The organism is Bacillus sp. AC266 (assembly GCF_979253805.1).
Genome location: NZ_CEEDEC010000006.1, coordinates 52,976 through 66,141, shown reverse-complemented (window position 1 = coordinate 66,141; position 13,166 = coordinate 52,976). Strand labels below are relative to the sequence as shown.

The window sequence follows — 13,166 nt, the reverse complement described above, 5'->3', positions numbered from 1 at the left end:
ACAGTGTAACAAAAAGGAGACTAATTAATATTGTTACAAACAATTTTTGGTACAGTATTTAGTTACATCTAAATTCAATGCAATTTAGTTCTGTATTTGAAAAGAAAAAATGTAACATAAACGTTCGTTTTTGTTACATTTCATTCTCTTTAATAAAGTAATTGGGACTTATTTGCACATGGCCCTAGAAAACCATTTTGGTTGTCATAGCCCATAAACGGAGGTATAGCAATGATATTAAGAGGTAGTGTTTATTCTAATATGCTAGAAATGGAAACCAGTATAACAGTTATTATTCCAAACAAATTTAATATGGAGCAAAATTATCAAGTGGTATATCTGCTTCACGGTCTTTGCGGAGGTAATGGTGATTGGGCAAATTATACGATGCTGCCTGTTTATGCAAATGACTATAATGCAATATTTGTAATGCCAGAAATATCCAGAAGTTTTTGTTCGGATATGAAATTTGGATTTAAATTTTTTAGCTACGTTTCTGAAGAATTGCCAATTATATGTAAAAGTGTCTTTAACATTTCTTCAGAAAGAGAGGATACGATAATTATTGGTGATTCAATGGGAGGATACGGGGCTTTGAAATGCGCATTATCAAAGCCAGAGCAATATGGGTATTGTTGTGCATTTTCATCACCATGCTTATTTTTGAAGGAGGATTTAGATGAGCATGGAGAGATTGAAAGATTTAGAATGGTTTATGGAGAACAGATGCTCAAGGATTTTCAAGGGATTTTAGGAGGTGACTTGAATTGGAGTGATGAGCACGAGATATTGGACCTAGCTAACAAGATCAAAGATCAGTCAGTCAGACCTGAAATATATATCGCATGTGGAACTGAAGATTTTATGCGTGATATTAATGTAAGATTCAACAATGAAATGCGGAATCTTAACTTTGACATTGAGTATGAAGAATGGTCAGGCAATCATGACTGGTATTTTTTCGATCAAGCATTAAAAAAAGCATTAAAGAAAGTTCTGAAATAATTCAAAATATTATTCTAGTCAAATAGAAAAGTCTTTGGAGCTCTAGCTGGATGATAAAGGAGGAAGAAGTATATTGCAAGAGATAAAAGAAATCAAAAATGAAATTCGAAGTTATATGAAAGAAAATTTTTTATTTGGCTATAAGGACGATGAACTTCTTGATGATACATCATTTTTAGAGATTGGTGTGTTGGATTCCACTGGTATCATGGAGTTGGTTGCATTTCTCGAGCGTGAATTTAAAATATCAGTCTTAGATGAAGAAATCATTCAAGAAAATCTTGATTCGATCGATTTGATTTCAGAGTATTTATTAAAAAAGCTTGCATAAGATAATTATTTAATTGTTCTTGTGAATATTTTTCAATATGGAGGTGTTATCAAATGAAGTATTGTTCTAAATGTACTTTATCAGATAAACTTTTTTCCGTTACAATAGATGATGATGGCGTGTGTAATTTTTGTAAAACTCAAACATATACATCCGATTATAAAAAGCCGGAGGACCTCGGCTTAAAAACAAATGGGAAAAACTATGATATTGTATTAGCATATAGCGGAGGAAAAGACAGCACATATACTTTATATTTATTAAAAGAAAAATACAAATTGAATGTTTTAGCTGTTACATTTGATAATGGATTTTTAGCAGAGGAAACATACAGTAATATTAGAAATGTTTGTGCCAGTCTTAATGCAGATAGCTTAATCGTTGCTCCTTCTACCAAGAAAATAAATGCAATATATAAATATTCAAATGAAGATGAATCTTTACCAAAAAAATCCCTTGAGCGGGCTAGTGCTATCTGTACTTATTGCATTGGTTTGGTAAAAATGTATGTTTACAAAGAAGCAATTTTAAGAAAAATTCCATATATCACATTTGGCTTTACACCTGGACAGATTAATATCAATAAGCAAGTCGTTAAATTAGATTATAGAACTCTGAAATCTAACTTTGCTAGAATCAAAGGTAACATAATAAAGGAATTTGGAGAAAGCTATAGCTCAATTTTACTGATGGATGATTTGGTGGATGAAAATAAAGACAATATACCTGCTTTGTTTTATCCATTTATGAATGATAATTATAATGAAAATCAAATTCTTGATAAAATTTCAGAATTTGGATGGGTCAAGCCTACAGATACCGATGGAAATAGTACCAACTGCCTTATGAATGCATATGCCATTCATAAGCATAAAGAAAAGTATGGATTTCATCCATATGCATTAGAGCTATCCCATTTGGTTAGAAGCAATTCAATGGATAGAGAAGAAGCTCTAAGCAGAATTATGGAAGATGATAATAAGGAAATTATTAAGTATGTTGAACAAAAGTTAAATAATTGCTAAGTGGAGCGTTTACATTTGAATTTGCGTATGCAGAAACAAAGAAGCAAAGATAGTTTTTGATATGAGGTGGATATTTAACTTCATGAAGTAATTCGCGATAACAATGAAAGCGATTGCGATGGTTAGGGGCGACATGAATTGGAGAATTTGTATGAGTATTTTCATAATAGCTGCAAAACATATCCAAATAACTATTATGTTTTTGACCAAAAATATTGGACATATAACGAAGTGAATCAATATATAAAAGCCATGACTGTTAAAATTAAAAATAATGGTATTGGTGTTAATGACAAAGTAATTTTATATATGGAAAATTCAATCGAATATATCATATCTTATTTTGCGATTTTATATTTGGGTGCAACAGTTGTTCCTATCACGATATCATCAACCATTGAGAATATAAATGATATTGTAGAGGACTGTAAGCCTGCGCTTCTATTAACTTCTTCAAGTGTTTTTTCGAATATTAAAAATACAGAGTTGGCAAAAAAAAACAATGTTCAATCAATTAGTATAAAAGAAATTGATAGCACAGTTTGTGTTGAGAGCCAGCAATGTAGGACAGGGCAGCTTGCAATGATTATTTATACTTCAGGGACAACCAGTAAACCAAAGGGGGTTATGCTGACTCACAAAAATCTAATTACAAATACAGATTCTATTTTAGATTATTTGTGTCTAGATCATTCTGATAGTATTTTGGCTACGCTGCCATTTACTTATTCGTATGGTAATTCCATATTATTAACGCATACAAAAGCGAGCGGTTTATTATATATATTTAGAGCAACCTATCCACAAGAAATTCTTAATATACTAAAAAGAGAAAATATAACAGGCTTTTCTACGGTAGGTTCCCATCTAAATATAATGCTGAAACAGGGGAACTTTACAGCGGAGAGCTTTGGAAAACTTAGATATATTACACTTGCGGGGGAGCAGACGGTGAAGTCAAATTTAATCAAGCTGAATAACATGAACAAGGACTTAAAAATATATGTTATGTATGGACAAACCGAAGCAAGTGCAAGATTAACCTATTTAGAACCAAATATGCTTCAGCAAAAGCTTGGTTCTGTCGGAAAAACGATTAAGGGCGTTACGCTTAAAATTGTTGATGAAGAGGGTATAGAGGTTGAACATGATGAAAATGGTGAGATTATTGTAAAGGGAGATAACATAATGTCGGGCTACTTAAATATGCCTGATGAAACCGAGAAAGTGCTAAAAGACAGATGGCTTTATACAGGGGATATCGGCTACAAGGATTCCGATGGATATATTTATATTATAAGGCGGAAAAATGACATTATAAAATATCTTGGGTACCGAATTAGTCCAGTGGAAATAGAAAATTACATCAATATGCATGATAATATTTTGGAATCCGCCGTTGTTGAGTGCCGTAAGGAAGAGAATGTGAAAATTGCAGCTGTAATAGTTTTGAAAAATGAAAAGCTGGATATCAATGACTTATCGCAAATTTTAAGGAGAAAATTACCATCATATAAAATACCTAGTATTTTATATACTGTGGATAAACTGCCTAAAACTTCAAATGGGAAAATTAAGAGAAGCGAGTTAAAAGAAATGCTAAAACAATCATTTTTATAAGGGGGGTAATATAAGAATGGTCTATCAATTTCTCGAAAAGAATAAAAACTTATCTACAGAGGCTGTTATATACGGAGAAGATAAAATTACTTATAAAGAATTATTCCGAAAAAGCAGTTTGCTAGGCAGGAAGCTTTCTGGTGAAGCTTCAGACACTATCATTATATGTATACCGAATAATATATATTATGTCGTTTCATACTTTTCAATATTAGCTTGTGATAAAATCGTATATCCGATTTCAAGTTTAAGTAAACAAGATGAAGTAATTAGTGCAATAGAACGTACAGGCTCTAATGTCATTTTATGCACTCATGATTACTATGAACAATTAAAGGCAATGTGCCAAAACAGCAATATCAAGATTATTTGTGTAGATAATGAAACGCTATATGACTCAAATACAGATGATTTGGAAAGCATTTGTTACGATGAAAGCAAAATAAATGATACTTGTGTGCTTCTAAATACTTCAGGTTCAACGGATATACATAAAATTGTGATGCTGACTCAGAAAAATATCATGACGAATTGCACAGACTGGGTTGAGGGTGCCTTAGATACATCGACTCATGGTAAAGTATTGATTGCTATGCCAGCCTGTACCTCCTTTGGTACTGTCGTAATAACCACATGCGTCTTGCTAGGCTGGACCATTGTGTTTATGCCGTCATTTTTCAATAGCGCAACTCTTTTACAAACAATTGGAAAAGAAGAAATAACGCATCTTATTTGCATTGGAAGTATGCTGAATATTTTAGCTTCGGATGTGGATAAGCTTGGACCGAGTAATTATAATTCACTCAAATTCATAGGAATTGGTGGGAATAAGGCAGTTCCGGAAACAATGAAAATCATGATGAAGTATTTTCCGGAAGTTGGACTTAGTCCGGGATACGGAATTACGGAAGCAACTTGTATTGTATCGGGCATCCATCCTGATATATCCAGAAATAATAAGGAACTATTTTATGAAAAAATCCATTCTGCGGGAAAGCCCTATAGAAATAGCAATGTCAAAATTGATAATAGGGAAGGTATGCCGAATTCTACTGGAGAAATTTTAATAGGTGGTCCTATTGTAATGAAAGGATATTACAATAATACTAAAGCCACAAAAGCAGCACTGAACAACGGTTATTTACATACTGGCGATATTGGCTATTTTGATGAAGATGGTTATTTATACGTAGTTGGCAGAATAAAAAATATTATTAAATCTGGAGGCTATACTGTTTTTTCGGAAGAAATTGAAGCTGCTTTGCAAAATAGCGGAATGGTTAAGGAAGCTTATGCATATGGAATTCCGGATCCGATTTTAGATGAGAAAATTATAGTTGATGTTATACCTATAGATGGCGCAATAAATGTTTTAGATATTGAGGAGTATTGTTTACAGCATTTAGCAAAATATAAGATTCCATCAAAAATACAATTTGTAAGCGATATCAAGAAAACAAAGAATGGAAAAATACAAAGAAAGGTTTATACACTAAATGAATAGTGAAGAAATCAAAATAATTATTAAAGACACAATATTGGAATGCATAGGCAAAAAAAAAGACATTACAGAGAATACCGATTTGTTAGCTATAAATATATTTGATTCAATCACATTTGTGAAATTAGTTAAGCAATTAGAAAAAATATTTCAAATTGAGTTTGATATTTTTGATCTATCTATCAATAATTTCAAGAATATTGAATTAATATCGGCTAATGTAAGAGAAAAAATAGAGCTTTCTAACAAAGAAGTAACGGAAGAAAAGTAAAAGTATAAAAGTACGAAAGGAATGAATTATTATGGAAAATTATCAATTAGAAGCGCAGGTATTGGAAAGTATTATTAAAAGGCTGGGAATTGAAAATATAACTGACGATGTTTATACACAATATTATAATGTGCCAATTTTTTCAGCAGATGATGAGAAAGGTATTGGACTAGGCTTAGATTCCATTGATGCGATAGAGATTATTATAGCCATTAAGGAAGATTTTGATGTAAAAATTGGGGATGAAGATATGGAAGCTTTGCAAAATGTATCTTCCATTGCTGATTTTATAAAAAATAAGAAATAAAATTGGATACTTTGTGGGAGGTGAATATTCGAGTGTTGAGTCCTAGAGTAGTTGTAACTGGAATTGGGCTTATAGCAGGGAATGGTAATAATAAAGATGAATTTTTCGAAAATTGTTGCAATGGGGTGTCAGGTTTAAAAAAGTGTTCTTTGTTTGATGCTTCTATATTTAGTACAGAATACGTTGGACAGATTGAAGAAGAATTTCCGTATTTAACAGAGCTGCCTAGCGATAAAGAAAGAATACAGTTAATCATTGAAAAATGTTTGGTAGAGATGATGAAAGATAGTAACTTAACAAAAGAATATATTTCAAAGTTGGGAAACAAAGCATATCTTTCTTTTGCAACTTCTCTTGGGAATAATGGGAAAATAATGCAATATATGAAAAGTAAATTGAAAGGAAAGCTTGAGCCGGAGTGGTTAATACAAATTCCAAGCCTTTTACCGTGGATAAAGGATTTTATAGGCATAGAAGGCGGTTGTTACACCACAACAACTGCCTGTGCAGCTTCTACTACTTCGGTGGGCATCGCACTTGACTTAATTAAAAGCAAGAAAGCAAGTTTAGTTGTAGTGGGAGGAGCTGACCCACTTAGTGAATTTAGTTGTTACGGCTTCAATTCCTTGAGAGCATTAACGAAATCAGTATGTAAGCCGTTTGATGAGGAGAGAGACGGCATTAATATAGGGGAGGGTGGAGCATTTTTAGTATTAGAATCGCTTGAAAGTGCAAAGGAAAGAAATGCTAAAATCTATGCTGAGATATTGGGATATGGGATTAATAATGATGCATACCATATAACCAGTCCTGATCCGAAAGGAGAAGGTGCGTTTTTATCCATGAATATGGCTATTGCAGATAGTAATAAAGAGCTTGAGAGTATTGATTACATTAATGTGCACGGAACAGGTACAGTACTGAATGACAAAATGGAGCTTAGAGCAATTCAAAATTTGTTTCAGGATACGAATAAAAAGGTATTGGTATCATCTACAAAATCCTTGATTGGACATTGTCTGGCTGCGGCAGGAGTAATTGAACTGGCAGTTACAATATTATCAATTCATAAGGGAATATGTATAAAAAATGTGAATTTGTATAACGAAATGAATAGATATGGAAATATAGAGTTATTAAAGGAAAATAAAAACATAAAAATCAGGACCGCTTTATCAAATAATTTTGCATTTGCTGGAAATACAGCCAGTATATTAGTTGGTTCTTACTGCGAATAACATAATAAGCTTATCCTTATAGTCACCTCTTGGAGACTTGAATAGGTTTTGACACGGTCTATATAAAATTGTAGCTATTCAGTAAATTAGTTGAATATGGAGGAAATATGAAATATAGATATAATTTTAAAATTCGTTTTGGCGATACAGATGCATATGGGATTGTTCATCATAGAAATTATTATAATTACTTCGAAGAAGCAAGATTTCAATTTTCAGCAGATATATTTGGATTTAATGTGGAATCAGATGTTAAATTTCCGGTTATAGAGTCATCTTGTATTTATAAAAATCCTCTTAAATTTTCTTTGGATTATCATATTTTGGAGGTGGAGTGCAGAATCATTGAAAATGCTAAGCTGGAATTTAACTATATCATTAAAGATAAAACTTCAAAAAAGAAGTATGCTTATGGTAAAACGGTTCATGTATGTGTAAATGAAAAGAATAAAATGTGTGTAGAAATACCAGAATGGATAAGCAAAAAATTAGTGGATTCTTCTTTTGTGGTTTAGAGGATTTAAATGGTAACTAGGAATATAAGCCTGAATGGGGTCAAAAGTAGTATGTTCATGCAAACACAAAATTATAAATTTAAGATAAGTTAAAATTTATATAAAAAAGAGGCAAATAATATGGAATTAGAAAAAATCTTAGAAGTGGTACCAATTCGCAAACCAATGTTATGTATTGATAATATTTGCGAGGTAATGTATGGTCAATCTGCAAAAGGATATAGAAATATAAAAAGGGATGAAGATTGGGCAAAAGGACACTTTATTAATGATCCTATTTTTCCGGGGACATTGATTATTGAAACTATGGCTCAAATTGGAGCATTTATTTTCTATAATGAAGAAAATCCTCAAATGTTAAAGTCTTACTTAGGAAAAGTAAATGATGTTAAATTTCTTCAAAAAGTCATTCCTGATTGCAGAATGTACATTAACGCAGAAATTGTTATGAAAATAAAAAAAATGGCACGGATTCGATGTGAAGCTCTTGTAAATGATGAAATAGTCGCACAAGGTGAATTAACTTTATATTATATGGAAGATTTATTGTAATAAGTTTACTATTAAACTTGTATTCCAGGAGGAATTATATGGATGAAATATCAATAATCGGAATTGGTGTAATAAGCAATTTAGGTAATGATGTAGAAACGATTTGGGAAAAATTAATGCAAGAGGGTGAAACCCTTAATAGTGGAGATGAAATTCTGTTTGAATCAGGATTATCCTTAAGCCAAAGAAAAAAAGCAAACCGTTATTCTGAAATAGGCTTCTATGTTTCAAAGATGGCTCTTAAGGATTCCAAAATCAATGTAGACAATATAGATAAGAAAAGGGTCGGTACTGTTTATACTACCGGCTATGGGCCGATAGTGTCTTCATTAAAATTTAGTGAAAGTGTAGTCGAAGGTGATTATGAATTTTGCAGTCCTACAATATTTGCCAACACGGTAAATAATACTTGTGTAGGACACATATGCATGTTACTTGGCTTCAAAGGTGTTAGTACTGTTTTAATGGGGAGTAATAATCTAACCTATTCACAGATTTTGATGAATAAGGAGCATACAGACTATATTCTGACTGGAGCGATTGAAGAATATTGTAAAGAATTACATGATACCTTTCAGATACATGAAAATTCTAAGAATATTTTCATAAAAGAGGGAGCAGTTTCATTATTAGTGAAAAATAAGGATGATTCAGGCTTAGCATATTGCAATATAGTTGATGGTTTCGAATGCAATATTGACAAATACCCTATCACTGACAGAGTAGAGGAAAATAAAGTTAGAGGGAAAATTAAACAATTAATCAGTGAAGCGGTAAAGCAATATGATATTGATGTCTTTTTTAGCTCCTGTAATAATTCATATTTTGATTGTGTAGAGTTAGAAGCTGCTCAAGAAGTATTAAACAAAGATACCTTATATGTCAATCATGTGAAAAATTTATTTGGTGAAACCTTAGGGGCGGCATTTAATATGAATGTTATGGTAGCAGCATTATGTATTAAAAATAGCAGGCTACCATTGAAGTTAGATTCACTTCAGAGGAAGGTCAATTGTGCGCTGGTTTCAGGTTATGATATATCTGGAAATTATATGCTTGCAGTGCTTAAATCAGCTTAATAATGGAAAGGGGTGTAGGAATGAAGGGATTAGAAAATAAAAGAATCATAGTCACAGGTGGCTGCAAAGGTATTGGCAGAGCGATTGTCGAGAAATATTTACAGGAGGGTGCTGTTGTTGCCGCTACTTATTATAAGTCAAAGGATTCATCTGATCAAATGAAAAGCGAATTAGAAAGCTATTCAGACAGGCTGGCTATTTATAACATGGATGTAAGCGATGCAGAACAGGTGAATAAAGTAATGGAGCAAATACAAGATGATTTTAAAGGAATTGATATATTAGTGAATAATTCAGGGATAACCCAGGATAGCCTATTATATTCCATGAAAAATAGTGATTGGGATAAAGTAATAAAGACCAATCTTTATGGACCATTTTATACTTGCAAAAGTGTCTTATTAAATATGATTAAGCAAAAGTACGGAAGTATTATTAATATAGCATCGGTATCAGGTATAGTTGGGATACCGGGTCAAAGTAATTATTGTGCTTCAAAGTTTGGAGTAATTGGATTAACAAAATCGCTTGCTAAGGAATTGGCGTCAAAAAATATAAGAGTAAATGCAATAGCACCTGGATACGTTGATACCGAAATGATAGATAACGTAAAGATTACGAATGAATTGATGCGAAACAAACATTCGCTGGGGAGGATTGGAAGCCCAAACGAAATTGCTAATATAGCTCTTTTTTTGGCAGGTGATGCATCTAGTTATATAACAGGACAAGTTATAGTAGCGGATGGAGGCTTTATTTAGGGAAAGGAAGATTAATATGTGCGGTATTGCAGGGGTCATTGGTGATAATAAAAATTATTCAACTACTATGCTTAATATGATAGAATCCTTGTCCCACAGAGGAAAAGATTCCTTAGGCAGTTACAAAGATGATAATGCTTTATTATACCATACGAGGCTGGCTATTTTGGGAATTGAAGATGGACATCAACCGGTTTTAAATCAAACAAAAACAATTGTTTCTGTAGCAAATGGTGAAATATATAATTATCGAGAGTTAACTACATCCTTAAAAAAACTCGGATATGTTTTTTCAGATGCCTGTGATACAAATATAATTCCTCATTTGTATGAGGCATACGGAACGGATATGTTTAAAATGATTAATGGACAGTTTGCTATAGCAATTTGGGACAAAAATAATGAAAAGTTAATCTTAGCAAGAGATAAATTTGGTGAAAAACCACTGTATTACAGAAAGATAGAGAATAATATATTTTTTTCTTCTGAGATTACGCCTTTATTAATACCTGAAAAAAGCTATGAGATAAATGCAAAATGCTTAAAAGATATTTGTACGACCTGGGTACCGATTCGGGGGAAAACCTTATATAAAGATATTAATTCGGTTGACAGTGGTCAATATTTGATAATTGAGAAGCATAGGATAACATCGAAGTATTATTACGCTCCGACCTTTCTTACTGATAGCTTTAACAATAAAAGTAAAACGGAGCTATTGGAAGAATTAGATACTTTGCTGAAAAGATCAGTATTGAAACGTATCAACACAGATGTACCGATATCGTTTTATTTAAGCGGTGGACTTGACTCAAGTCTGATTGCAGCAATTGCCTCAGAATATATAGAGGGAAAAATGAATACGTTTTCCATATCGTTCAGTGATAATAATCTTGACGAGGCAGAATATCAGAAGGTTATGTCTGAAAAACTAAATAGTAAGCATCGTCAATTGAAAATTACGGATACGATGATAATTGACAATTTGTATAACGTAATATTACATTTGCAAACTCCGATATTAAGATTAGGTGCCATACCGATGTATTTGTTGGCAGAATATGTACATAATAACGGTTTTAAGGTTGCGTTATCGGGGGAAGGAGCCGATGAGCTGTTTGGCGGATACGATATATTCAAAGAAGCTAAAATCCGCGCCTTTTGTGAAAGAGATCCCAAATCAAAGTTAAGACCATTGTTGTACAAAAAGACAAATTCCTATATTAATAATTTTAATAATAATAATTCTGCTGCACTGGCAACCTTTTTTAATCAGGTAAGATCAAGTGAGTTGTTTTCAAGCCATGCAATCCGCTTTCAATTTGGGGAATATTGCTCTCAATTTTTTTCGGATACTATGAAAAAAATATTGAAAGATTACTCGGTTAAAGAGGATTTAGCAATTGATCTGCCAAGCGGCTTCGAAAATTATACAAATATATCGAAGGCTCAATATTTAGAAATAAAAACATTTATGAGCAACTATTTATTATCCACACAAGGAGACCGCGTTTCAATGGCACATAGTATTGAATGCAGATATCCGTTTTTAGATAATGATGTCGCTGCCTTTGCATTTAGTTTAAACGATAGATACAAAATAAATGTTTTAAATGAAAAATATATTTTGAAAGAGCTTGCAAAAAAATATTTACCGGATGAGATTATTAACAGAAAAAAATTCCCATATAGAGCTATGATTAGTGGCAACAGTTTATTAAATAATGAAAAAGTCAGTATGGCAGTTTCGGAGGAGAGTCTGAAAAAATATGATGTTTTTAACAGCATTGCAGTAACCCGTTTTTTTAATAAAGTTAGAAGCAAAAATCATACAACCGAAAAGGAGATGATGCTTTTATTGTTTATCATTAGCACACAGATCTTACTGAACCAAAATGATACTGTTATTCATCTAGTCAGCTAATCATAATGCACATAGGATAGGTCGGGTCAAGATAAAGGCAGTATTCTTATGGTGAGCCACACAAGGGAATTTTATTTAGATATTGTAACAGTTGTATGGGTTTGTCAAGGTTTCAAATGGGAGAAAAATTCTCATCAAAGACTTTGATATGAATTTCATCTTCAAAAATATAGTAATTTTAGAGTGTCTTCATGGAAGGTTTTGGGTTTTGTTGAAAAGGAATATTAGGGAGAGAAGCTGTTTGGATATTTGATAAAAAAATAGTAACAGCATCTAGAAAGGGGAATTAAAGTAATGGTGGTGATATATAGAATTAATATAAATGAGAGTATTAAGAAGAATAATATTCAAAATTTATTACAATATATATCTTCCCCTAGAAGAAAAAGAGCAATGAGATTTTGGAATGTTCGTGACTCCTATCGAAGCGTACTGGGAGAAATGCTGGCTCGTTATGCAATATGCCGTCATAGCGGCTGCTTGAATGAAAACATTGAAATACAGTTTGATCCAGGCAGTAAACCAAGGTTGTTATTTCCAGCGGGACTTTTTTTCAATATATCACACTCGGGTGATTGGGTATTATGTACAATATCCAATAATTCAGTTGGCATTGATGTAGAGTATATGAAAGAAGTTAATTTACAAATTGCGGAGTCTTTTTTTTCAACGAGTGAATATCAATTCATTTTGAATCATCATTCAGAAGAGGAGTTAAAAAAGAGATTCTATCAGATATGGACTTTAAAGGAAAGCTATGTCAAAGCGGATGGGCGGGGGTTGCGATTGCCCATGAAATCTTTTTCGATGCTTATTAAGGAACACCATATATCAATTCATACTGAAAATGCTTTAAGAAATTGTCAGTTTAAGACGTTTCAAATGGATGAGCAATATATAGTTTCAGTATGCTCGGTACAAGATCCCATAGGTGACAGCATGGAGGATTTAAATATAAAAGATGTGGTTAGCCTCCTTCAGAGTACCTGATTGGGATATATATTCACTTTAAAAGAGCCACTTATGTAGCTCTTCTA

General features: G+C 32.4%; 14 protein-coding genes. All 14 read left to right on the top strand.

Features of this window, described 5'->3' with window-relative positions:
• Positions 1 to 231 precede the first annotated feature (231 nt).
• Complete coding sequence (locus AC0IXC_RS22380; protein WP_471653342.1) at positions 232 to 1,005, top strand: alpha/beta hydrolase; 774 nt, start codon at positions 232 to 234, stop codon at positions 1,003 to 1,005.
• A gap of 73 nt (positions 1,006 to 1,078) precedes the next feature.
• The gene (locus AC0IXC_RS22375) at positions 1,079 to 1,336 is read left to right on the top strand and encodes an acyl carrier protein (protein WP_471653341.1); all 258 of its coding nucleotides are present in this window, start codon (positions 1,079 to 1,081) and stop codon (positions 1,334 to 1,336) included.
• Between the two features lie 53 nt (positions 1,337 to 1,389).
• Positions 1,390 to 2,361 (top strand): adenine nucleotide alpha hydrolase family protein, encoded by a 972-nt coding sequence (locus AC0IXC_RS22370; protein ID WP_471653340.1) that lies wholly within the window; start codon positions 1,390 to 1,392, stop codon positions 2,359 to 2,361.
• A 138-nt stretch (positions 2,362 to 2,499) separates the two neighbouring features.
• A complete protein-coding gene (locus AC0IXC_RS22365) occupies positions 2,500 to 3,981 on the top strand; it encodes a class I adenylate-forming enzyme family protein (RefSeq protein ID WP_471653339.1) in 1,482 nt (493 codons plus the stop codon).
• 16 nt (positions 3,982 to 3,997) lie between these two features.
• Positions 3,998 to 5,485, top strand: a complete 1,488-nt coding sequence (locus tag AC0IXC_RS22360) for a class I adenylate-forming enzyme family protein (RefSeq protein WP_471653338.1) — start codon at positions 3,998 to 4,000, stop codon at positions 5,483 to 5,485.
• Positions 5,478 to 5,753, top strand: a complete 276-nt coding sequence (locus tag AC0IXC_RS22355) for a phosphopantetheine-binding protein (protein ID WP_471653337.1) — start codon at positions 5,478 to 5,480, stop codon at positions 5,751 to 5,753. The genes AC0IXC_RS22360 and AC0IXC_RS22355 overlap by 8 nt, the downstream gene beginning before the upstream one ends.
• A gap of 31 nt (positions 5,754 to 5,784) precedes the next feature.
• Positions 5,785 to 6,060, top strand: a complete 276-nt coding sequence (locus AC0IXC_RS22350; protein ID WP_000433020.1) for a phosphopantetheine-binding protein — start codon at positions 5,785 to 5,787, stop codon at positions 6,058 to 6,060.
• Between the two features lie 32 nt (positions 6,061 to 6,092).
• Positions 6,093 to 7,298 (top strand): beta-ketoacyl-[acyl-carrier-protein] synthase family protein, encoded by a 1,206-nt coding sequence (locus AC0IXC_RS22345; protein WP_471653336.1) that lies wholly within the window; start codon positions 6,093 to 6,095, stop codon positions 7,296 to 7,298.
• Positions 7,299 to 7,405: 107 nt separating this feature from the next.
• Positions 7,406 to 7,813, top strand: a complete 408-nt coding sequence (locus AC0IXC_RS22340) for an acyl-CoA thioesterase (protein WP_471653335.1) — start codon at positions 7,406 to 7,408, stop codon at positions 7,811 to 7,813.
• Between the two features lie 120 nt (positions 7,814 to 7,933).
• The gene (locus tag AC0IXC_RS22335; protein ID WP_471653334.1) at positions 7,934 to 8,365 is read left to right on the top strand and encodes a 3-hydroxyacyl-ACP dehydratase FabZ family protein; all 432 of its coding nucleotides are present in this window, start codon (positions 7,934 to 7,936) and stop codon (positions 8,363 to 8,365) included.
• Between the two features lie 38 nt (positions 8,366 to 8,403).
• On the top strand, positions 8,404 to 9,444 hold the full coding sequence (locus tag AC0IXC_RS22330) for a beta-ketoacyl synthase N-terminal-like domain-containing protein (RefSeq protein WP_471653333.1): 1,041 nt from the start codon (positions 8,404 to 8,406) through the stop codon (positions 9,442 to 9,444).
• 20 nt (positions 9,445 to 9,464) lie between these two features.
• On the top strand, positions 9,465 to 10,205 hold the full coding sequence (locus AC0IXC_RS22325) for an SDR family NAD(P)-dependent oxidoreductase (RefSeq protein WP_471653332.1): 741 nt from the start codon (positions 9,465 to 9,467) through the stop codon (positions 10,203 to 10,205).
• 16 nt (positions 10,206 to 10,221) lie between these two features.
• Positions 10,222 to 12,129, top strand: a complete 1,908-nt coding sequence (gene asnB / locus AC0IXC_RS22320) for an asparagine synthase (glutamine-hydrolyzing) (protein WP_471653331.1) — start codon at positions 10,222 to 10,224, stop codon at positions 12,127 to 12,129.
• A 294-nt stretch (positions 12,130 to 12,423) separates the two neighbouring features.
• Positions 12,424 to 13,119, top strand: coding sequence for a 4'-phosphopantetheinyl transferase family protein (locus tag AC0IXC_RS22315; RefSeq protein ID WP_471653330.1), 696 nt, complete (start codon positions 12,424 to 12,426; stop codon positions 13,117 to 13,119).
• The last annotated feature ends 47 nt before the right edge of the window (positions 13,120 to 13,166 follow it).

What these genes read in the sequence shown, in the direction of transcription:
- AC0IXC_RS22370 (WP_471653340.1), top strand. Translation starts at nt 1,390, where the DNA reads ATGAAGTATTGTTCTAAATGTACTTTATCAGATAAACTTTTTTCCGTT.
- AC0IXC_RS22340 (WP_471653335.1), top strand. Translation starts at nt 7,406, where the DNA reads ATGAAATATAGATATAATTTTAAAATTCGTTTTGGCGATACAGATGCA.
- AC0IXC_RS22315 (WP_471653330.1), top strand. Translation starts at nt 12,424, where the DNA reads ATGGTGGTGATATATAGAATTAATATAAATGAGAGTATTAAGAAGAAT.
- AC0IXC_RS22350 (WP_000433020.1), top strand. Translation starts at nt 5,785, where the DNA reads ATGGAAAATTATCAATTAGAAGCGCAGGTATTGGAAAGTATTATTAAA.
- AC0IXC_RS22355 (WP_471653337.1), top strand. Translation starts at nt 5,478, where the DNA reads ATGAATAGTGAAGAAATCAAAATAATTATTAAAGACACAATATTGGAA.
- AC0IXC_RS22380 (WP_471653342.1), top strand. Translation starts at nt 232, where the DNA reads ATGATATTAAGAGGTAGTGTTTATTCTAATATGCTAGAAATGGAAACC.
- AC0IXC_RS22360 (WP_471653338.1), top strand. Translation starts at nt 3,998, where the DNA reads ATGGTCTATCAATTTCTCGAAAAGAATAAAAACTTATCTACAGAGGCT.
- AC0IXC_RS22335 (WP_471653334.1), top strand. Translation starts at nt 7,934, where the DNA reads ATGGAATTAGAAAAAATCTTAGAAGTGGTACCAATTCGCAAACCAATG.
- AC0IXC_RS22325 (WP_471653332.1), top strand. Translation starts at nt 9,465, where the DNA reads ATGAAGGGATTAGAAAATAAAAGAATCATAGTCACAGGTGGCTGCAAA.
- asnB (WP_471653331.1), top strand. Translation starts at nt 10,222, where the DNA reads ATGTGCGGTATTGCAGGGGTCATTGGTGATAATAAAAATTATTCAACT.
- AC0IXC_RS22330 (WP_471653333.1), top strand. Translation starts at nt 8,404, where the DNA reads ATGGATGAAATATCAATAATCGGAATTGGTGTAATAAGCAATTTAGGT.